This is a genomic window from Klebsiella variicola (assembly GCF_000828055.2).
Classification (GTDB): domain Bacteria; phylum Pseudomonadota; class Gammaproteobacteria; order Enterobacterales; family Enterobacteriaceae; genus Klebsiella; species Klebsiella variicola.
On the sequence record NZ_CP010523.2, the window covers coordinates 3,547,006 to 3,567,591 of the forward strand.

Consider the following 20,586-nt stretch of genomic DNA (forward strand, 5'->3'; position numbering starts at 1 on the left):
TTAGTGAATGACTGCCGCTGACGGCGGCAAATGAAATATCCAGAAACAAACCCGGGCGAAAAAAGTCCCCTCGCGGCGTGAACAGGTCCTAACCGACTCTGCTGGCGGAGAAAAAATAGTCGGCAAAAATGTATCCTGATGCTACACCCTTGCCACACCGGCCAAAATAGCAGGCACAACGCTTCCTCCTTCTCTCCCTTTCAGGCCGCGCGGTGCAAGGAAAAGTAAATAATGCTTTGTCATTTTGTTATAAATCAAATAAATGCCCGTTGGATTTGCACTCTCCGGCGGAGGCTTTATCTTTAAAGGTAACCAGCCATTTGGCTGGCTTATAACGCAACCGAGGAGTGATGGAAATGGCTAAAATTCTGGTGCTTTATTATTCCATGTATGGACACATTGAAACCATGGCTCACGCCGTCGCCGATGGGGCAAACCGGGTGGATGGCGTTGAGGTGGTTGTGAAGCGCGTGCCGGAAACCATGCAGGCTGAAGCATTTGCCAAAGCAGGCGGGAAAACGCAAAACGCGCCCGTCGCCACGCCGCAGGAGCTGGCAGAGTATGACGCCATCATCTTTGGTACCCCAACTCGTTTCGGCAACATGTCCGGTCAGATGCGCACCTTCCTCGATCAAACCGGCGGTCTGTGGGCGTCCGGCGCCCTGTACGGCAAGATCGCCAGCGTATTCAGCTCAACCGGCACCGGCGGCGGACAGGAACAAACCATTACCTCGACCTGGACGACGCTGGCCCACCACGGCATGATCATCGTCCCGATCGGCTACGGCGCCCAGGAGCTGTTTGATATTTCCCAGGTCCGCGGCGGTACCCCTTATGGCGCGACCACCATCGCCGGCGGAGACGGCTCGCGTCAGCCGAGCGAGGAAGAGTTAGCCATCGCCCGCTATCAGGGCGAACATGTCGCCAAACTGGCCGTTAAAGTCCACGGCTAATCTTCTGCAGGAGGAGTAACATGCCAACTCAAGAAGCAAAAGCACATCGCGTCGGCGAATGGGCAAGTTTACGTAACACCTCGCCGGAGATCGCCGAGGCGATTTTCGAAGTCGCCCACTACGATGAAAAACTGGCGGAGCAAATCTGGGAGGAAGGCAGCGACGAAGTGCTGGCGCTGGCCTTTGCCAAAACCGATAAAGATGCGCTGTTCTGGGGTGAACAGACGATTGAGCGTAAAAACGTCTAGAACGTTTATTTCCGCCAGGTCTCGCCCTAACCTGCTAAAAAACCCGGATTGCTCCGGGTTTTTTACATTATTTCGCCGCCTCGTTGATCACCTTTTTAAAGGTCTCCAGCGGACAGAATCCCTGATCGTCAACCGGGCAGCCGTTAAGCGCCAGGGTGACCCGCTGCGGCGGGGCCTGCAGGGTTAACGCGTCAGCGTTACGCAGCTGTTCAGTACTTTGATAGACATACTCAATCTTCATCAGATCGCGATTACCGGCGCTGTCATGCCAGCGCTGAAACAGCAGTTTGCCGCCAATGGGCGTGCGCTCGTACTGGCCAGGTAGTTGATAAGGCTTAAAGTCCAGGGCCGTCAGCAGCGAGGCGATATTCGAGTCGTGCCCCACCAGCAGCGTGACTTTCGCCTTGTTGGCCTCCTCGCCCACCAGCGCGTTATCGATATATTTAACCAACGGTTTGGCGACGTTTTGTGCCACCGCTACCGAGGTAAACAGACTATCCTGGTAGCCGTTCTTCAGCTTCGACAGCACCTGCCATTGCTTATCGCTGGTGATTTCCCCCCACGCCACCTGGTCTTTCGGGAAACCTTCATAATATTGCAGGGTGAAGGCGTCCACCAGCGAGTTGCCCACCTTCAGCGGACCGGAAACCCCCGGCTCCTGTTGATAACCGGCGCTAAAGGTATCCTTACCCTCGCTCAGCGAGCAGACCTGCTTCTCTTTGCAGGAGGGCGAGTTACGGTAATCGATCATCGTCTCCAGCAGCTTATAGCTCTCGGTCAGTTGCATCCCCTGACGCTCTTTTTCCATCGCCTGCAGCGCTTTCTCGCGAAACGCGGGGGAGTCGTCGGTAATAACCGGGTTGAAGGTCGGGTCCATGGTGCCCATCTGCGGCTGGTGATGCACTGCAATGCCGCAGCCAGGGAACGCGCCGGTGATAAAGAACTGCGCGGTGGCGACGGTACGCTGCAGGCTGTTGGCATAGGCGTAAACCGCGTTTTCCGGTGGGCACTCGCCGCTGGTCACCAGCTTCTGCTGCGCCAGCCATTCGCGCATATAGTGGCCCATATACACCTCCAGCACGCCGCCTTTGGTGGTCAGCTGGCCGCCCGGCACATCCCACTGCGGCCAGGCCTTGGCGGTGGACTGCTCGAGCACGCTGCCGTTATTGGCCAGCGGCGCACGCAGGTTGTGACGGCTCATGATCAGCACCTGCTGCAGCTGATACCCCTCCGGGGCGGCCGAGTCCTGCGCCTGAGCGCCAGCGGATAACATCACCGCGCCGGCAACGGCGGCGGCAAGTAGACGTTTTTTCATCCCTTCATCCTTAGTCGTTTATTATCATCGCGTTAATTGTGACGGATTTATGACATTTTTCCTGGTAATCGCTCGCAAACTTAGACCGTAGCCGAAAATTTCCCCTGCCGGGCAAAGAGTTTTATAATGAAACAATTAACCTGGAGGCTTTCGTGAAACGTACCCGTCTGGAAAACAGCTGTTGCCCTATCGCCCGCTCCCTCGATGTTATCGGCGACTGGTGGTCGCTGCTGATCGTCCGCGATGCTCTGCGCGGGGTGCGCCGGTTTAGCGAATTCCAGAAAAACCTCGGTATTGCCAAAAACATGCTCGCCGGGCGGCTGAAAATGCTGGTGGATGAAGGCATCCTGCGCCTGCAGCCGGCCTCCGATGGCAGCGCCTGGCAGGAGTATGTCCTGACCGACAAGGGCCGTGCCCTGCAGACGGTGCTGGTCGCCCTCTCCCAGTGGGCAGACGACTATCTTTTTGACCCGAACGAACCGGCGACCCGGCTCATTGACCGCCAGCAGCGTCAGCCCCTGCGTAAGCTGGTCCTGCAGGCGGCGGATGGCCGTGAGCTGGACCCGGCAGACATCACCATCGCTATTCCGCTGAACGACTAAACGCTGCCCGCGGCAGGCAAAAATGAAAAAGTCCGGACAAAATGGTTGCATTATTAAACCTAATATCTCATGCTGAATTTGGTTTAATAATGCAACCTTTTACGAGGCAATTCTCATGACCCAACCATCGCACACTGCTTTTATCACTGGCGCGTCCTCAGGTATCGGCGCGATCTATGCCGAACGACTCGCCGCCCGCGGCTACAATCTGATCCTCGCGGCCCGCCGTGAAGACCGGCTGCAGGCGCTCGCCGACCAGCTGCAGTCACGGTATGCCATCCAGGCCAGCATCCTCAAAGCCGATCTTAGCGAAGAGCACGGGATTGCCGCCGTAGAGCAGCGTCTGCAGCAGGATCCCGCCATCGACCTGTTCATTAACAACGCCGGCACCGCGAAAATGGCGGGTTTTCTCGCCAGTACGCCGCGGGAGCACCAGGCGATTCACACGCTCAACACCACGGCGCTGCTGCGCCTGAGCTATGCCGCGCTGGCCGCTTTCGCCCCCCGACGCCGGGGAACGCTCATTAATATTGCCTCCATCCTCGCGCTGCATACGCTGCCGGGCAGCGCGGTCTACAGCGCCAGTAAAGCCTGGGTGTTGAGCTTCACCCGCGGTCTGCAGGATGAGTTTGCCGACAGCGGCGTGCGTATTCAGGCGGTATTGCCGGCGGCGACCGCCACCGATCTCTGGCCGACCTCCGGCGTGGCGTTGAACGCCCTGCCCACCGGCACGGTGATGACCACAGAAGATCTGGTGGACGCCGCCCTCAGGGGGCTGGAGATGGGGGAAAAGGTCACGTTACCGCCGGTTCATGACCTGACACTGTGGGATACCTACGAGCAGTCCAGACTGGCGCTGTTTACCAGCGCACGAACCGGACAGCCTGCGCCGCGGTATCGCTAAGCGGCACCTTGCGGCGGGCATTACTCCGGTAGCGGAACCGCCGTCAGGGTACAAATGGCCTCGTGCTCGCCGCCGCGGCGATCGGTGATCACCACCTTATCGCCCGCTTTTTTGCCTTCACACGGCTTGAGGACCTGCTCCACGATCTGCTCGCGGCTCGCCTGACGTTCACTTTCAGCCTGGCTGGCAAAGGCAGACAGCGCCAGCACCACGCCCAGCAGGCTGAGGGTTTTCTTATACATGACTGACTCTCAGATCGTTCTCATTCGCGGTCAGCGTAACCCGCTGTACGCCGCACTTCTGTAAAATCACTTAACGGAGTGTTACATCCTTTCAGGTGAAACCCGGGCGGTCACATTCCTGCGGGAAATATTTTATCACAACCCCGCCGCCGGATATTCTCACGATGAGGCGTCATCTTTCAGACATATCCCGATGTTATCTTCAAACAGAGCCCTGTATCTTTTTCCCTTTCTAAACAGAATATTAGGTTGGTCTATGTCGGGTCTTATTCTCTTTATCGTCGCGGTGGCGCTGCTGGGCGTCGCCATCTACAGCCTGGTGTCGTACCTCAAAGAGCGGCGCGCCAGTCAGTTACCTGTCCATAAAAAGAAGAAATAATACCTTCCGTTCCCCGCCGTTTTCTGCTGATTTCTTTACCGTCCTGTACTGTCCCTTACCGAACCAAAAACCAAGGCAGGCCTGTGGGCCTGCCTTCGTTCAACCGCAACATCAAACGTTTATGACTCCCAGGCCTGCTCCGCTTTGGTGGCATCGAACTGCGGCGGCGGTTTACGGAAGCGTCGGGTCAGGTAAGCCAGGTACAGCAGGCCAAGCGCCGCCCACACCAGACCAAGCGTTAGCGAGGTGGCCTCGAGGTTGATCCACAGCACGCCCACCGTCAACGCGCCGACCATCGGCAACAGCAGATAGTGCAGCCGATCCTTCCAGGTTTTGTTATACCCCTTGCGCCGCCAGAAGTGGTTGAACACCGACAGATTTACGAAAGTGAACGCCACCAGCGCGCCGAAGTTGATCAACGCCGTGGCGGTCACCAGGTCGAAGAACAGCGCCGACAACGCAACGATGCCCACCATAATCACGTTCAGCGCCGGGGTACGCCATTTCGGATGCACATAGCCAAAAATGCGCTCCGGGAAGACGTTGTCGCGGCCCATCACGTACAGCAGACGGGAGACGCTGGCATGCGAGGCCAGGCCCGATGCCAGGGTGTTAACAAAGGTGGTGCACAGGAAAATCGACTGGAACAGCTTGCCGCCCACGTACAGCGCAATCTCCGGCAGCGCGGCATCGGGGTCTTTAAAGCGATGAATATCCGGGAAGAACAGCTGCATAAAGAACGACGCGACGATGAAAATAATGCCGCCGTACATCGCGGTGAGAAAAATCGCTTTCGGGATCACCCGTGCGGCGTCAGGGGTCTCTTCCGACAGCGTGGTCACCGCGTCGAAGCCGAGAAACGAGAAGCAGACAATCGTCGCGCCGGTAATAATCGGGATCAGATGCGCATTCTGGCTGATAAACGGCTGCAGCGACCAGACGGTCCCCACCCCCTCGCCTTTGTGCAGCCCCTGCACCACCAGAATGACAAACACCACCATGATCGAAATCTGCACCAGCACGAACAGGGTGTTGAAGTTGGCCACCAGGTTAACGCTTTTCAGGTTCGCGGCGGTCAGAATGGCGACAAAGGTGACCACCCACACCCATGGCGGCACCTCCGGGAACAGCGCCGAGAGATAGATCTTCGCCAGCAGGACGTTGATCATCGGCAGAAACAGATAATCGAGCAGCGACGACCAGCCGACCATAAAACCGACGTGCGGACTGATGGATTTTTGCGCGTAGGTGTAAGCCGAGCCGGCTTCCGGGAACTGACGCACCAGTTTGCCGTAGCTGATGGCGGTGAACAGCACCCCGGCCAGCGCGAGCAGATAAGACGCCGGTACGTGGCCATTACTGATGCCGGAGACGATGCCGAAGGTATCAAACACCGTCATCGGCGTCAGATAGGCCAGCCCCATCATCACCACTTGCCAGAGTTTGAGGGATTTACGCAGGCGTGGTCTGCCCGCCTGAGCGGCGTTATGCGCAGGAAGATTAATAGCCATCGCCCATTCCCCCCTTGCTGTTAACAGTTTGCGGACCCAACGTCCGCGTGACAAACCTGCTTAGCAAAGGGGTAAGGCATAGATAAAAGGGTAAGACGGACCGGTGAGCGGTAGCTGGCTGGCATTCCATGCGGCCTGAGCGGCCTCCCTCTCCCTGCGGATATTTGAACATCTGCATCATCTCATTTCCTCGTCACACACTGTGTCGTTAACTGAAGCCCCGTTGCCGCCTGCGCTCCTTAACGCGACATCCGGGAAATGGCTGGGCTCCCAGCAAAAAGGACGACCAGGCTCCGCTCAGGCCGTATGATGCTACTGATTACCAAACTCATGGGCCCCTCGCGGGGCGACCATCAGGCGTTTTTCAACATCCACTCAATTTCGGTTTCTGTGATAAGACGCTCAAACTGCAGTAATTCATCATGCTTACAGGCATGGAAAACGTGGCAGAAACGCTCACCGAGGCGCTCGCGCAGATGATCGTTCTGCATAAACTCCCACAGCGCATCGCTCTGGCGGATCGGGAACGGCAGGCCCTCTTGTTCCAGACCGTTACCTTCCACCTCTTCCTGCAAAGGCAGCTGGGGGTTATCCAGCCCGTGCAGAATGCCGGCAAAAATCGCCGCCATCACCAGATACGGGTTGGCGTCCGCCCCCGCCACGCGATACTCGACGCGGTGGTTCTGCCGCTCGCCGCACGGAATACGCAAGGCCACGGTGCGGTTGTTATGCCCCCACGAAGCCTGCGTCGGGACGTACATCCCCGGCTGGAAGCGGCGATACGAGTTCACGTTCGGCGCCAGCAGCGCCATCGAGGCCGGCATCAGATCGATCATCCCGGCCAGCGCGCGTTTGAGCAGCACAGAGTCTTCCCCGTCGCCGTCCACCAGCACGTTTTCCCCTTTATTGTTCAGCATGCTGATGTGGATGTGCATCCCGCTGCCCGCATGCTCTTCATAAGGCTTCGCCATAAAAGTGGCGTGCATCTTATGCTTCTCCGCCATTAAACGCACGAGACGTTTTAACGCCAGCGCATCATCGCAGGCATCCAGCACGTTATCGGTATGGTGAAGGTTGATTTCAAACTGGCCCGGCGAGGCTTCCGCCACCGCGCCGTCGGCGGGGATCAGCTGCAGTTTGGCCAGCTCGTCGATGTCATAAAGCACGTCGGCAAAGTGGTTCAGGTTATCGACGGAGTAGACCTGGCTTTGGGTGTTGCGATCGTCGGTGCCCGGCGCGCACGGCGGCTGAAGGTAGCCTTCGGCGTCGCGTTTGCGGTCCAGTAAATAGAACTCCAGCTCTACCGCTACCACGGGGAACAGCCCGCGCTGGCGCAACTGCTGCCAGAGGCGGTTGAGTACGTTCCGCGGCTCAACGTCAAAGGGAGCGCCATCTTCATCAACCATGGTCAGCTGTACCTGGGCTATCGATTGTGGGTCAGCCGCCGAAGGCGTTAAGGTGCCGGGTACCGGAATGCAGCTGCGATCCGGTTCGCCCATATCCTGACCCAGGCCGGCCTCTTCCACCACATTGCCAAGAATATCCATTGCAAACACCGAGGCCGGGAAATAACAGCCTTTCTCCAGTTTGCTCAGGCCGGCAACCGGAATGCGCTTGCCGCGGAAGCAGCCGTTCAGGTCGGTAAGGAGGACATCGACATACTGGGTATCGGGGTAGGTTTCGAGGTAGCGCTTCACTTCTTTCGCGAACGCGCTGACCCGTCTCTCTTCCGTCTGCTGAACAAAGTTCTCAACTTCTACGATATTGGTTTCCATGATTCACCGCCGTTGGTTGGGTTTCGGTCCTGTGCTCAGACCGTTAAATATAATGTCCACCCCATCGACTGTGTATGCAAATAAATTGTTTGTCAAATGTTAAATTAAGTTTGCAAAGGGCTATTTCCACTGCTAGATTGAGAAAATATTGAACGATATGGCCGTTAAACCCGCTATAGCGGTCATAATTTAGTCCACTTTGTGAGGGCGATCATGGAAAATATAATGTACAAGCCAGTTGTTGGCGTCGTGATGTGTAGAAACAGGCTTAAGGGTCACCAGACCCAGACTCTGCAAGAAAAGTACCTGAATGCCATTGTTAACCACGGCGGACTGCCGATCGCCCTGCCGCATGCGCTGGCGGAGCCGGAGCTGCTGAACGCGTTAGTCGATAAACTGGACGGGATTTACCTGCCAGGCAGCCCCAGTAATGTGCAGCCGCACCTTTATGGTGAAAACGGCGATGAGCCTGACGCCGACCCCGGGCGTGATCTTCTGAGCATGGCGCTGATTAACGCCGCGCTCGAAAGGCGCATCCCCATTTTCGCCATCTGTCGTGGACTGCAGGAACTGGTTGTCGCCACCGGCGGGACTCTGTATCGTCGTCTGTTCGAGCAGCCTGAGCTCCTTGAACATCGTGAAGATCCTGAACTGCCCGTCGAGCAGCAGTATGCGCCGTCCCATCAGGTTGAGGTTCAGGAAGGAGGATTGCTGTCGCAATTGATACCGGGCTGCAACACGTTTTGGGTAAACTCGCTACATGGGCAAGGGGCAAAAACCCTGAGTCCGCAGCTGCGCGTGGAGGCGCGAGCGCCGGATGGACTGGTGGAAGCGGTCAGCGTGAACGATCATCCTTTCGCGTTGGGCGTACAGTGGCATCCTGAATGGAACAGTAGCGAATACGCCCTGTCGCGTATGTTGTTTGATGGTTTTATCACCGCCTGTCAGGGCCATCATGCTGAAAAGCGGCGGCGCTGACCACTACCGTTAAGGAAATGCAAATATGAGCGATGACGGACTGGCGCCAGGGAAACGTCTGTCAGAGATCCGCCAACAGCTGGGTCTCTCGCAGCGTCGTGCCGCCGAACTGTCTGGGTTGACACATAGTGCCATCAGCACCATAGAGCAGGACAAAGTCAGTCCTGCCATCAGTACGCTGCAAAAGCTGCTGAAAGTCTATGGGCTGTCGCTCTCGGAATTCTTTTCTGAACCCGAAAAGCCGGACGAACCCCAGGTGGTCATTAATCAGGATGACCTGATTGAGATGGGAAGTCAGGGCGTTTCCATGAAGCTGGTTCATAACGGAAATCCGAACCGTACGCTGGCGATGATTTTTGAAACTTACCAGCCTGGAACCACGACCGGGGAGAGAATTAAGCATCAGGGTGAGGAGATAGGCACCATACTGGAAGGTGAGATCGTGCTGACCATTAACGGTCAGTCGTATCACCTGGTGGCTGGACAGAGCTATGCCATTAATACCGGCATCCCGCACAGCTTCAGCAACACCTCGGCAGGCATCTGCCGCATCATCAGTGCCCACACCCCCACCACATTCTGATTATTTAGCCTGAACGAGGTTCAGGCTTTCTTCAGGCCTGTCGCGGCGGAAAATCTATTTTCGTCGCGGAGAAGAAATCGTAGTAATTACGCCTGCGCCGTACGGAATATTATTTCCTGTTGGCCCCGAAATAATTAACGCCAGTGAATGGCGACTCGCTCCTGAATAATTCGGGTTGTAAACAACCTGTCGCCATTCAGGGGAATAAAACGGTATTCAACTCCGGGGATACATTATGCCCTGCGCCCGGCGCAGTGCCCCCGTGCAGCCTGAAAACGCCGAACTGATTAATGTGCCGATAATGTTTTTAAGGAGTCATGATGAATTTTCAGCACCTGGCTTACTGGCAGGAAAAAGCGAAAAACCTGGCCATTGAAACGCGCTTATTTATTAACGGCGAATATTGCGCCGCGGCCGATAATACCACCTTTGAAACTATCGACCCTGCCGCGCAGCAGACATTAGCGCAGGTCGCCCGCGGTAAAAAAGCCGACGTCGAACGGGCGGTGAAGGCCGCGCGCCAGGCTTTTGATTACGGCGACTGGTCGCAGGCCTCTCCGGCCCGGCGTAAAGCGGTTCTCACTCGCTTTGCTGACCTGATGGAAACCCATTGTGAAGAGCTGGCGCTGCTCGAAACGCTGGATACCGGCAAACCGATCCGCCACAGCCTGCGCGATGATATTCCCGGCGCCGCCCGCGCCATTCGCTGGTACGCCGAGGCGCTGGATAAAGTCTATGGCGAAGTCGCGCCCACTGGCGGCAACGAGCTGGCGATGATCGTTCGTGAACCAATTGGCGTGATTGCCGCGGTGGTGCCGTGGAACTTCCCGCTACTGCTGGCCTGCTGGAAACTCGGTCCGGCGCTGGCGGCGGGCAACAGCGTGATCCTCAAACCCTCAGAAAAATCGCCGCTCACCGCCCTGCGTCTGGCCGGGCTGGCGAAAGAGGCCGGCCTGCCGGACGGCGTGTTGAACGTGGTCAGCGGCTTTGGCCACGAGGCCGGACAGGCGCTGGCCCTGCATCCTGACGTCGAAGTCATCACCTTCACCGGCTCCACCCGTACCGGCAAGCAGCTGCTGAAAGACGCCGGCGACAGCAATATGAAGCGCGTATGGCTGGAAGCGGGCGGCAAGAGCGCCAACATCGTCTTCGCCGACTGCCCGGATCTGCAAAAAGCGGTCAACGCCACCGCCGGCGGCATCTTCTATAACCAGGGCCAGGTGTGTATCGCCGGGACCCGCCTGCTGCTGGAGGAGAGCATCGCCGACGAATTTCTGACATTGCTGAAAGCGCAGGCGCAACACTGGCAGCCGGGTAACCCGCTCGATCCGGACACCACCATGGGCATGTTGATTGATAACGCCCATGCCGACAACGTGCACAGTTTTATCCGCGGTGGCGAAGCCAAAAGCACGCTGTTCCTCGACGGACGGAAAAATCCGTGGCCTGCCGCCGTCGGCCCGACCATTTTCGTTGACGTCGACCCGGCATCGACCCTCAGCCGGGAAGAGATCTTCGGCCCGGTACTGGTGGTCACGCGCTTCAAAAGCGAAGAAGAGGCGCTGCAGCTTGCTAATGACAGTGACTACGGTCTCGGCGCCGCCGTGTGGACCCGCGATCTGTCACGCGCCCACCGCATGAGCCGTCGCCTGAAGGCTGGCTCGGTCTTCGTCAACAACTATAACGATGGTGATATGACCGTTCCGTTCGGCGGCTACAAGCAGAGCGGCAACGGGCGCGATAAATCGCTGCACGCGCTGGAAAAATTCACCGAACTGAAAACCATCTGGATTGCCCTGGAGTCTTGATCATGACTGAACATACCACTAGCTACTACGCCGCCAGCGCCAATAAGTATGAACCGTTCCCGACGCTGGAGGGATCCATCAACTGTGACGTCTGCGTCGTCGGCGGCGGCTACACCGGCCTCTCCTCAGCTCTGCATCTGGCCGAAATGGGCTACGACGTGGTGGTGCTGGAAGGGGCGCGCATCGGCTTCGGCGCCAGCGGCCGCAACGGCGGTCAACTGGTCAACTCCTATAGCCGCGATATCGACGTCATTGAGAAAAACTACGGCCCGGATGCGGCCAAAATGCTCGGCAGCATGATGTTCGAAGGCGGCGATATTATTCGCGAGCGCATCCAGCGGTATCAGATCCAGTGCGATTACCGCCCGGGCGGCCTGTTCGTGGCGATGAACCATAAGCAGCTGGAAACCCTGGAAGAGCAGAAAGCCAACTGGGAACGCTACGGCAACACCCAACTGGAGCTGCTGGACAGAGAGGCCATTCGTCGTGAAGTGGACAGCGACCGCTACGTCGGCGCCCTGCTTGACCACAGCGGCGGCCATATTCACCCGCTGAACCTCGCCATCGGTGAAGCGGACGCCATTCGCCTGAACGGCGGCCGGGTGTATGAGCAGTCGCCGGTCACCCGCATCCAGCACAGCAGCCCGGCGGTGGTCAGCACCGCGCGCGGCCAGGTCACCGCGCGCTACGTGATCGTCGCCGGCAACGCCTATCTTGGCGATAAACTGGAGCCGGAGCTGGCGAAACGCAGCATGCCGTGTGGCACCCAGGTGGTCACTACCGCTCCGCTGTCGGAAGAGGTCGCCCGCTCGCTGATCCCGAAAAACTACTGTGTGGAAGATTGTAACTACCTGCTGGACTACTACCGTCTGACCGGCGACAACCGTCTGCTGTACGGCGGCGGCGTGGTCTACGGCGCGCGCGATCCGGACGACGTGGAGCGGCTGATTATGCCGAAGCTGCTGAAAACCTTCCCGCAGCTGCAGGGGGTGAAAATTGACTACCGCTGGACCGGCAACTTCCTGCTGACCCTGTCGCGGATGCCGCAGTTCGGCCGTCTCGATAACAATATTTACTACATGCAGGGCTACAGCGGCCACGGCGTGACCTGTACCCACCTTGCCGGACGCTTGATTTCAGAGCTGCTGCGCGGCGACGCCGAGCGGTTCGACGCCTTCGCCAAACTGCCGCACTACCCGTTCCCGGGCGGCCGCAGCCTGCGCATTCCTTTTACCGCCATGGGCGCCGCCTACTACAGCCTGCGCGACCGCCTTGGGGTTTAATCGCCTCTGCCGACGGCGCTGGCCGTCGGCTCATGCTGCGGATAGTGCTGCTGAAAGTAGTGGCGCAGAAACTCCACGGTGGTGCGAATTTTAGCCGACGTCGCCAGCCGGGAGACATAGACTGCCCAGACGTTGGCAGGCTGAAAGAATTCCGGCAGCACATGCACCAGATGGCCGCTGGCGATATTCTCCCGGACGTCCCACCATGAACGTAACGCAATCCCCTGCCCGTCCAGACACCACTGATGCACAATTTCACCATGGTTGGACGACAGCGGCCCGGTCACCTTGATCGCATGCTGCCCCTCTTTGCTGTGCAACTGCCAGATGCCAAACGGATGATCGCGTTCTTTAATCACCAGGCAGGGTAAGGCGGCCAGATCGCTCAGCTGTTTCGGCGGTGGATGGCGGGCAAGGAATTGCGGCGAGGCGCAGAGCACGCGGTGGTTGGCCGCCAGCTGGCGGGCAATCAGATTCGGCGCGATATCATCGCCGACGCGAATATCGAGATCCACCCCTTCATTGACTAAATCCACCAGCCGGTCCTGGACATCGAAACGCAGTTCCAGCTGCGGGTACTGAAGGGCCAGCGCCGACAGCGCCGGGGCCACCACCCGGCGACCAAAGCCGAAGCTACTGATAATACGCAGCGTTCCCTGCGGCACCTGGCGTACGTCGGAAAGCTCGTCCATCATCTCATCGACATCCTGCAAAATGCGCTGCGCCCATTCGTAGATCCGCTCCCCCTCCTCGGTAATGGTGACCCGGCGGGTGGTCCGGTGCAGCAACACCACATTCAGGGTTTGCTCCAGCAGCGAAACCCGCTTGCTGACGAACGCCGGTGATACGCCAAGCTCTTCGGCGGCGGCGGCGAACCCGGCCCGGCGAGCGACCAGCATAAAGACGCGTAAATCATTTAGCAGCGGCAGATTATTCATGATCTGTGTTTTATGTTTCACCAGTTAGCGTGATTAATTATGAACCAGTCAATTATAGGATAGGCAGGTGGTCAAACATCATCGCTAAAAAGTGAGAACCGGAATGAAAAAAACCTATCGTATTGCCGCCATCCCGGGTGACGGAATTGGCAAAGAAGTTCTGCCTGAAGGGATTCGCGTGCTGCAAGCCGCCGCACAGCGTTGGGATCTGTCATTGAGCTTCGAGCAGATGGAGTGGGCAAGCTGCGAATATTATGCCCATCACGGCAAGATGATGCCGGACGACTGGCGCGAGCAGCTGCAGGGCTTCGATGCCATCTACTTCGGCGCCGTCGGCTGGCCGGATACCGTTCCCGACCACATTTCGCTGTGGGGGTCGCTGCTGAAGTTCCGCCGTGAGTTTGACCAATACGTCAACCTGCGTCCGGTGCGTCTGTTCCCCGGCGTCCCCTGCCCGCTGGCGGGTAAAAAGGCCGGCGATATCGATTTTTACGTGGTGCGCGAAAATACCGAAGGCGAATATTCCGCCCTCGGCGGGCGCGCCAATGAAGGCACCGATCATGAAGTGGTGATTCAGGAGTCGGTCTTTACCCGCCGCGGCGTGGACCGGATCCTGCGCTACGCCTTCGAACTGGCGCAAAGCCGCCCACGCAAAACGCTGACTTCGGCGACCAAATCCAACGGACTGGCGATCAGCATGCCCTACTGGGATGAGCGGGTGGAAGAGATGGCCAAAAACTATCCGGATATTCGCTGGGACAAGCAGCATATCGATATCCTGTGCGCCCGCTTCGTGCTGCAGCCGGAGCGTTTTGACGTGGTGGTCGGCTCCAATCTGTTCGGCGATATTCTCTCCGATCTCGGCCCGGCCTGTACCGGCACTATCGGTATTGCGCCGTCGGCCAATCTCAATCCGGAGCGCACCTTCCCGTCGCTGTTCGAGCCGGTTCACGGCTCCGCGCCGGATATCTACGGTAAAAATATCGCCAACCCGATCGCCACCATATGGGCCGGGGCGATGATGCTCGATTTCCTCGGCAACGGCGATGCGCGCTATCACGCCGCGCACAACGGCATCCTGGCGGCGATTGAGCAGGTGATTGCCAGCGGGCCGAAAACCCCGGATATGAAAGGCAGCGCGTCAACGCAACAGGTCAGCGACGCCATCTGCAAGGCCATTTTGGCGTAATTACCCCGGCCGCTCCCCGGTGGCGCGGCGCTTACCGGGGCTACAAAAGGCACGATAATGTAAAAACACGGCCCTCAGCCCGCATCCCTGCGGGCTGCCCCGGCCTGCAGGGAACGTCTCAGCGATGTTGAGGCCGCCAACACCGGCAGTTGCAGTAGCCATGGGGACAAGGTAGAGATCTTAAGCTCGCAATGGCACGGACCGTAGGTCGGGTAAGGCGTTAGCCGCCACCCGACAAAAAAACGACACCGCGAGTAGCAAGCACGGGTAAGGCGCAGCCGCTACCCGGGAAGACCTGCGCCAACTTCCCTCTCTTTTCGCTATGCAGAATCCCCCACGATTGACAAGTGGACCGCATCACAGCGGTGAACTTTATTAATTCCTGAAAGGACAGAACCTGCGCCAATTCACCTTTTATTATTTCCGTTCCGTGTTTTATTGCTTCACGAAACGGCCAATTGTTTAATTCATGTAACGAAGAAATAATCCGATTGTTAATAGCTTTTGCTACGAACCTTGACCCTACAGCGTGATAACAACGACAGGCTAAAGCCACCGACGGGCAATCATGCCCAGGAGATCACCCATGTTGAGCAACGTAAAGAAAAAAGATGTGCCGCTGATTGCCATCAGCCTGGCGGCCATTGTTTTCATCGCCGCTAAATTAAGTCTCTTCCCCCACCAAACCGCGCAGGCGGCTGATTCGATTTTTAACGGCGTGACCCGCCTGCTGGGTTCCACGGTACAGGTACTGGTGCTGCTGGCGCTGGGACTGGTGCTCTATCTGGCCACCAGCAAATACGGCAATATCCGTCTCGGCGAAGGCAAAGTCGAATACAGTACCCTCTCATGGCTGTTTATGTTTATCTGCGCCGGGCTCGGCTCCTCCACGCTGTACTGGGGCGTTGCCGAATGGGCTTATTATTACCAGACCCCGGGCCTGAACATTGCTCCGCAATCGCCGAAAGCGCTGGAATACAGCATCCCTTATTCTTTCTTCCACTGGGGGGTTAGCGCCTGGGCGACCTACACTCTCGCTTCGCTGATCATGGCCTATCACTTCCACGTGCGGAAAAATAAAGGCCTCAGCCTCTCCGGGATCATTTCAGCGATCACCGGAGTGAGTCCGCAGGGCTTCTGGGGCCGTCTGGTCGATCTGATGTTCCTGATCGCTACCGTCGGCGCGTTAACCATTTCGCTGGTGGTCACTGCCGCCACCTTCACCCGCGGCCTGTCAGCGCTGACCGGGCTGCCGGATAACTTCACCGTGCAGGCGTTTGTGATCCTGCTCTCCGGCGGTATTTTCTGCATGAGTTCGTGGATTGGCATCAACAACGGCCTGCAGCGCCTGAGCAAAATGGTCGGCTGGGGGGCGTTTCTGCTGCCGTTGGTGGTATTACTGGTTGGTCCGACCGAATTCATCACCAATAACATCATTAACGCCGTCGGCCTGACGACTCAGAACTTCCTGCAGATGAGTCTGTTTACCGATCCCCTCGGCGACGGCGCCTTTACCCGCAACTGGACCGTCTTCTACTGGCTGTGGTGGATCTCCTATACTCCGGGCGTGGCGATGTTCGTCACCCGCGTCTCCCGCGGGCGCAAAATCAAAGAGGTGATATGGGGACTGCTCCTTGGTAGCACCGCCGGCTGCTGGTTCTTCTTTGGGGTGATGGAAAGCTACGCCATGCACCAGTTCGTTAACGGCGTGATTAACGTACCGCAGGTGATGCAGACTCTTGGCGGCGAAACCGCCGTCCAGCAGGTCCTGATGTCGCTGCCGGCAGGTAAGCTGTTCCTCGCCGCCTATCTGTTCGTGATGATTGTTTTCCTCGCCTCGCACATGGATGCGGTGGCCTACACCATGGCGGCGACCAGCACCCGCAACCTGCGCGAAGGCGACGATCCGGATCGCGGCATGCGCCTGTTCTGGTGCGTGGTGATCACCCTCATCCCGCTATCGATTCTGTTTACCGGCGCTTCGCTTGAGACCATGAAAACCACCGTGGTGCTGACCGCCCTACCGTTCCTGGCCATTTTACTGATTAAAACCGGCGGCTTCGTGCGCTGGCTAAAACAGGACTACGCCCACGTGCCGGTCAATCAGATAGAAACCCATACGCCCGAGCCAATGATTAAAGCCGAGACGCTACCGGTTGGCACGGTACTCAAAGGCGACGGCCAGTCGCTGTAAAACCTCTTACTGACAATAATCACAAGGTGACCTTACATGAGCAATTTGAGCCCTGACTTTACTCTGCCGATTAACTTTTGCGCCAATCCGCAGGATGCCTGGACCATTCCGGCCCGTTTTTATACCGACAGCCAGGCGTTTGAACACGAGAAAGAGCGCATCTTCGCCAATAGCTGGATTTGCGTCGCCCACGGCAGCGAGGTCGCCCGGCCGAACGACTACATCACCCGGGAGATCATTGGTGAAAATATCGTTATCGTCCGCGGCCGCGACAACATTCTGCGCGCTTTCTATAACGTCTGCCCGCACCGCGGCCACCAGCTGCTGAGCGGTGAAGGTAAAGCCAAAAACGTGATTACCTGCCCCTATCACGCCTGGGCCTTCAAGCTTGACGGCAATCTCGCCCACGCCCGCAACTGCGAAAACGTGGCGAATTTCGATAGCGAAAAGGCAACGCTGGTGCCGGTTCGCCTGGAAGAGTATGCCGGCTTTGTGTTTATCAATATGAACCCGCAAGCGGAGAGCGTGGAAACGCAGCTGCCGGGCCTGCAGGACAAAGTGCTGGAAGCCTGCCCGGACGTGCATGACCTGAAACTGGCAGCGCGCTTTACCACTCTCACCCCGGCGAACTGGAAAAATATCGTCGATAACTATCTGGAATGTTACCACTGCGGCCCGGCGCACCCGGGCTTCTCGGATTCCGTACAGGTTGACCGTTACTGGCACACCATGCACGGCAAATGGACGCTGCAGTATGGCTTCGCCAAGCCGTCCGAGCAGTCGTTTAAATTCGAAGAAGGTACCGACGCCGCGTTCCACGGTTTCTGGCTATGGCCGTGCACCATGTTCAACGTGACGCCGATCAAGGGCATGATGACCGTGATCTATGAATTCCCGGTGGATGAAGAGACCACTCTGCAGAATTACGACATCTATTTCACCAACGAAGAGCTGACTGACGATCAGAAAGCGCTGATTGAGTGGTATCGCGACGTGTTCCGCCCGGAAGATTTACGCCTGGTGGAAAGCGTGCAGAAGGGGCTGAAGTCCCGCGGCTATCGCGGCCAGGGACGCATTATGGCGGATAACAGCGGCAGCGGTATCTCCGAGCACGGTATCGCCCATTTCCACAATTTGGTGGCCCAGGTGTTCCAGCCGTAATCGTTGAAGGAGTTTGCTATGTCCGTGTTTCACTCAGATCTGTTTCGCCAGCAGGCGCTGATTGCCGGAAGCTGGCGCGACGCCGCCGACGGCACGACGCTTGCCGTCAGCAATCCTTCCACCGGCGCGGCGCTCGGCCAGATCCCTAATATGGGTCGGGCGGAAGCGCAGCAGGCCGTGGATGCCGCCGCGGCCGCGCTGCCGGCCTGGCGCGCATTAACCGCCGCTCAGCGCGCCATGCTATTGAAAAACTGGCACCGCCTGATCCTCGAAAACAAAACCGCGCTGGCGCAGATCATGACCGCCGAGCAGGGCAAGCCGCTGGCGGAGGCCGAAGGCGAAATCGCCTATGCCGCCTCGTTTATCGAGTGGTTTGCCGAACAGGGCAAACGCACCAACGGCGAAATAATCCCCTCCCCTGGCGCGGATAAACGCCTGATGGTGATCCGCCAGGGCGTGGGCGTCTGCGCGGCGATCACCCCGTGGAACTTCCCGGCGGCGATGATCACCCGTAAGGCCGGCCCGGCGCTGGCCGCTGGCTGCACGATGGTGATTAAGCCGGCTAACGAAACGCCGTTTACCGCGCTGGCGATGGCGGAACTGGCGAATCAGGCCGGGATCCCGCAGGGCGTCATTAACGTCGTTACCGGCCAGTCGCGCGAAATTGGCGCGGTGTTCACCGGCGATGAGCGGGTGCGTAAACTCTCCTTTACCGGCTCGACCGAAGTTGGCCGCGTACTGATGCGCCAGTGCGCGGAATCCATCAAAAAGCTCTCTTTAGAGCTCGGCGGTAACGCGCCGTTTATCGTCTTTGACGATGCCGATATCGATAAAGCGGTCGAAGGAGCGCTGATCGCCAAGTTCCGCAACGCCGGGCAAACCTGCGTCTGCGTCAATCGCTTCTATATTCATCGCGCCGTCTACGACCAATTCTGCGATAAATTCGTCGCCCGCGTCGCCGCCCTGAAAGTGGGCGATGGCAACGAGTCCGGTGTGCAGATTGGCCCGCTTATCAACGCCGACGCCGGGCGCAAAGTCCAGTCCCTGCTCGACGACGCCCTGACCCGCGGCGCAACGCTGTTAACCGGCGGTAAAGCGCACCCACTGGGCGGTAATTTCTTCACCCCTACGGTTATCGGCGACGTACAGCCGGGGTCACTGCTGCTGCAGGAAGAGATTTTCGGCCCGGTGGCCGCGCTGGTGAAATTTGACGATGAGCAGCAGGTCATCGAGCAGGCGAATAACACCATCTACGGTCTCGCCTCCTATTTTTACAGCAACGATGCCGCCCGTATCTGGCGCGTCTCCGAGCAGCTGGAATACGGGATGGTCGGCATCAATACCGGGCTGATTTCCAACGAAGTCGCGCCATTTGGCGGAGTGAAGCAGTCCGGCCTTGGCCGCGAAGGGTCGGAACACGGAATCGAAGATTACCTGGAGATGAAGTATCTCTGCCAGGGGTTGTAAATGTCCTCTCCCGGCGGCGGCGCTGGCCACGCCGGGATTTTTGATGGAGTTCAGCGATGTCTGATTATCAAATGTTTGAGGCGATCGTTCGCGATGTTGAACAGATCACCGCCCAGGTGAAGCGTTTTACGCTGGTGTCGCCGACCGGCGCCCCGCTGCCGGGATTCAGCGGCGGCAGCCATATTATCGTCCAGATGCAGGATGGCGAGCAGCGCTACAGTAACGCCTATTCGCTGATGAGCTCGCCGCTGGATACCACCAGCTGGCAGATTGCGGTGCGTCTTGAGTCGCCTTCCAAAGGCGGCTCGCGTTTTATGCACCAGCAGGTGCGCCCGGGCGATACCCTGACGGTGTCAACGCCCAACAACCTGTTCGCCATCGAACCACAGGCGCGAAAACATCTGCTGATCGCCGGCGGTATCGGCATTACGCCATTCTTGTCGCATATTCCGGAACTGGAACAACGGCAGGCCGACTGGCAGCTGCACTACTGTTTCCACGACGCCGACAATAATGCTTTCGTCGATGCGCTCAGCGCCGCGCCGTGGCGAGATCGGGTCAATGTTCATGTATCAGCGCTCGGCAGCCGTCTCGACCTGCCGCGCCTGTTCGCCGACCTCGAGCCCGGAACCCACGTGTATACCTGCGGCCCGGCGGCGCTTAACGAGGCGGTGAAAGCCGCCGCCGAACGCCATCAGGTGCCCGCCAGTCAGCTGCACTTTGAGCAGTTTATCGTTGAGGATAAAGGCGGAGAGGCGTTTACCCTGGTGCTGGCGCGTTCCGGACGCGAATTTACCGTACCGCAGGACATGACCATTTTGCAGGTTATTGAGAATAACAAAGCGGCGAAGGTGGAATGCCTGTGCCGCGAAGGGGTGTGCGGCACCTGCGAAACGATGATTCTGGAAGGGGAAGCGGACCACCGCGATCAGTATTACAGCGAGGAAGAGAAAGCCAGCCAGCAGAGTATGCTGATCTGCTGCTCGCGCGCCAAAAGCGGCCGCCTGGTACTGGATTTGTAAAGCGCACACCGGCCGGCACCGCTGGCCGGTGTGC

Annotated in this window: 20 protein-coding genes; 15 read left to right on the forward strand and 5 right to left on the reverse strand. The window is 58.2% G+C overall.

The genetic code is table 11. The annotated features are described in order from the left end of the window. Window positions 1-37 precede the first annotated feature (37 nt). The 3 genes from SP68_RS28470 to SP68_RS16720 all read left to right on the forward strand — a co-directional run bounded on the left by SP68_RS28470 (window position 38) and on the right by SP68_RS16720 (window position 1,201). Entirely contained in the window at window positions 38-139 is a 102-nt protein-coding gene (locus tag SP68_RS28470; RefSeq protein ID WP_223168430.1) for a hypothetical protein, read from the forward strand. Between the two features lie 217 nt (window positions 140-356). Then, entirely contained in the window at window positions 357-953 is a 597-nt protein-coding gene (gene wrbA, locus SP68_RS16715) for an NAD(P)H:quinone oxidoreductase (RefSeq protein ID WP_008805935.1), read from the forward strand. 20 nt (window positions 954-973) lie between these two features. Next, window positions 974-1,201: a YccJ family protein gene (locus tag SP68_RS16720; RefSeq protein WP_008805934.1), complete on the forward strand. Its 228-nt coding sequence runs from the start codon at window positions 974-976 to the stop codon at window positions 1,199-1,201. A gap of 67 nt (window positions 1,202-1,268) precedes the next feature. On the opposite strand, the gene agp is transcribed toward SP68_RS16720, so the two are convergent. Next, complete coding sequence (gene agp, locus SP68_RS16725) at window positions 1,269-2,516, reverse strand: bifunctional glucose-1-phosphatase/inositol phosphatase (protein WP_016160599.1); 1,248 nt, start codon at window positions 2,514-2,516, stop codon at window positions 1,269-1,271. Window positions 2,517-2,668: 152 nt separating this feature from the next. On the opposite strand from agp, the gene SP68_RS16730 reads away from it, so the two are divergent. Together SP68_RS16730 and SP68_RS16735 are read left to right on the forward strand one after the other, a co-directional pair. Then, on the forward strand, window positions 2,669-3,118 hold the full coding sequence (locus SP68_RS16730) for a winged helix-turn-helix transcriptional regulator (RefSeq protein WP_040975232.1): 450 nt from the start codon (window positions 2,669-2,671) through the stop codon (window positions 3,116-3,118). A 115-nt stretch (window positions 3,119-3,233) separates the two neighbouring features. After that, window positions 3,234-4,022 carry an SDR family NAD(P)-dependent oxidoreductase gene (locus tag SP68_RS16735; RefSeq protein ID WP_040975228.1) on the forward strand — a complete coding sequence of 263 codons (789 nt, stop codon included), beginning with the start codon at window positions 3,234-3,236 and terminating at the stop codon, window positions 4,020-4,022. A gap of 20 nt (window positions 4,023-4,042) precedes the next feature. Here the strand turns inward: SP68_RS16735 and SP68_RS16740 are convergent, their stop codons facing one another. Continuing rightward, window positions 4,043-4,264, reverse strand: coding sequence for a hypothetical protein (locus SP68_RS16740; protein WP_040975226.1), 222 nt, complete (start codon window positions 4,262-4,264; stop codon window positions 4,043-4,045). Window positions 4,265-4,520: 256 nt separating this feature from the next. On the opposite strand from SP68_RS16740, the gene SP68_RS27475 reads away from it, so the two are divergent. After that, window positions 4,521-4,643 carry a small membrane protein gene (locus tag SP68_RS27475; protein WP_002898600.1) on the forward strand — a complete coding sequence of 41 codons (123 nt, stop codon included), beginning with the start codon at window positions 4,521-4,523 and terminating at the stop codon, window positions 4,641-4,643. Window positions 4,644-4,762: 119 nt separating this feature from the next. Here the strand turns inward: SP68_RS27475 and SP68_RS16745 are convergent, their stop codons facing one another. Together SP68_RS16745 and SP68_RS16750 are read right to left on the reverse strand one after the other, a co-directional pair. Beyond that, window positions 4,763-6,154, reverse strand: a complete 1,392-nt coding sequence (locus tag SP68_RS16745) for an APC family permease (protein WP_008805929.1) — start codon at window positions 6,152-6,154, stop codon at window positions 4,763-4,765. 353 nt (window positions 6,155-6,507) lie between these two features. Continuing rightward, on the reverse strand, window positions 6,508-7,929 hold the full coding sequence (locus SP68_RS16750; protein ID WP_008805927.1) for a glutamine synthetase family protein: 1,422 nt from the start codon (window positions 7,927-7,929) through the stop codon (window positions 6,508-6,510). Window positions 7,930-8,154: 225 nt separating this feature from the next. Between SP68_RS16750 and puuD the strand changes: the two genes are divergently transcribed. From puuD to SP68_RS16770, 4 genes are all read left to right on the forward strand, one after another. Then, window positions 8,155-8,907 carry a gamma-glutamyl-gamma-aminobutyrate hydrolase gene (puuD, locus tag SP68_RS16755; RefSeq protein WP_162493279.1) on the forward strand — a complete coding sequence of 251 codons (753 nt, stop codon included), beginning with the start codon at window positions 8,155-8,157 and terminating at the stop codon, window positions 8,905-8,907. A 25-nt stretch (window positions 8,908-8,932) separates the two neighbouring features. Further along, window positions 8,933-9,490, forward strand: a complete 558-nt coding sequence (puuR, locus tag SP68_RS16760; RefSeq protein WP_002898590.1) for an HTH-type transcriptional regulator PuuR — start codon at window positions 8,933-8,935, stop codon at window positions 9,488-9,490. A gap of 320 nt (window positions 9,491-9,810) precedes the next feature. Next, window positions 9,811-11,298 (forward strand): aldehyde dehydrogenase PuuC, encoded by a 1,488-nt coding sequence (gene puuC, locus SP68_RS16765; RefSeq protein WP_040975216.1) that lies wholly within the window; start codon window positions 9,811-9,813, stop codon window positions 11,296-11,298. 2 nt (window positions 11,299-11,300) lie between these two features. Beyond that, complete coding sequence (locus SP68_RS16770) at window positions 11,301-12,581, forward strand: NAD(P)/FAD-dependent oxidoreductase (RefSeq protein WP_008805924.1); 1,281 nt, start codon at window positions 11,301-11,303, stop codon at window positions 12,579-12,581. On the opposite strand, the gene SP68_RS16775 is transcribed toward SP68_RS16770, so the two are convergent. Then, a complete protein-coding gene (locus SP68_RS16775; protein WP_008805923.1) occupies window positions 12,578-13,540 on the reverse strand; it encodes a LysR substrate-binding domain-containing protein in 963 nt (320 codons plus the stop codon). The genes SP68_RS16770 and SP68_RS16775 overlap by 4 nt on opposite strands. An 82-nt stretch (window positions 13,541-13,622) precedes the next feature. Between SP68_RS16775 and SP68_RS16780 the strand changes: the two genes are divergently transcribed. From SP68_RS16780 to SP68_RS16800, 5 genes are all read left to right on the forward strand, one after another. After that, window positions 13,623-14,708 (forward strand): tartrate dehydrogenase, encoded by a 1,086-nt coding sequence (locus tag SP68_RS16780; protein WP_032735168.1) that lies wholly within the window; start codon window positions 13,623-13,625, stop codon window positions 14,706-14,708. Between the two features lie 586 nt (window positions 14,709-15,294). Beyond that, window positions 15,295-16,902, forward strand: a complete 1,608-nt coding sequence (locus tag SP68_RS16785) for a BCCT family transporter (RefSeq protein ID WP_040975214.1) — start codon at window positions 15,295-15,297, stop codon at window positions 16,900-16,902. A gap of 36 nt (window positions 16,903-16,938) precedes the next feature. Next, window positions 16,939-18,063 carry a carnitine monooxygenase, oxygenase subunit YeaW gene (yeaW, locus tag SP68_RS16790; RefSeq protein ID WP_008805921.1) on the forward strand — a complete coding sequence of 375 codons (1,125 nt, stop codon included), beginning with the start codon at window positions 16,939-16,941 and terminating at the stop codon, window positions 18,061-18,063. An 18-nt stretch (window positions 18,064-18,081) separates the two neighbouring features. Further along, a complete protein-coding gene (locus SP68_RS16795; RefSeq protein ID WP_022065456.1) occupies window positions 18,082-19,530 on the forward strand; it encodes an NAD-dependent succinate-semialdehyde dehydrogenase in 1,449 nt (482 codons plus the stop codon). Window positions 19,531-19,586: 56 nt separating this feature from the next. Beyond that, entirely contained in the window at window positions 19,587-20,552 is a 966-nt protein-coding gene (locus SP68_RS16800; protein ID WP_040975209.1) for a PDR/VanB family oxidoreductase, read from the forward strand. Window positions 20,553-20,586 lie beyond the last annotated feature (34 nt).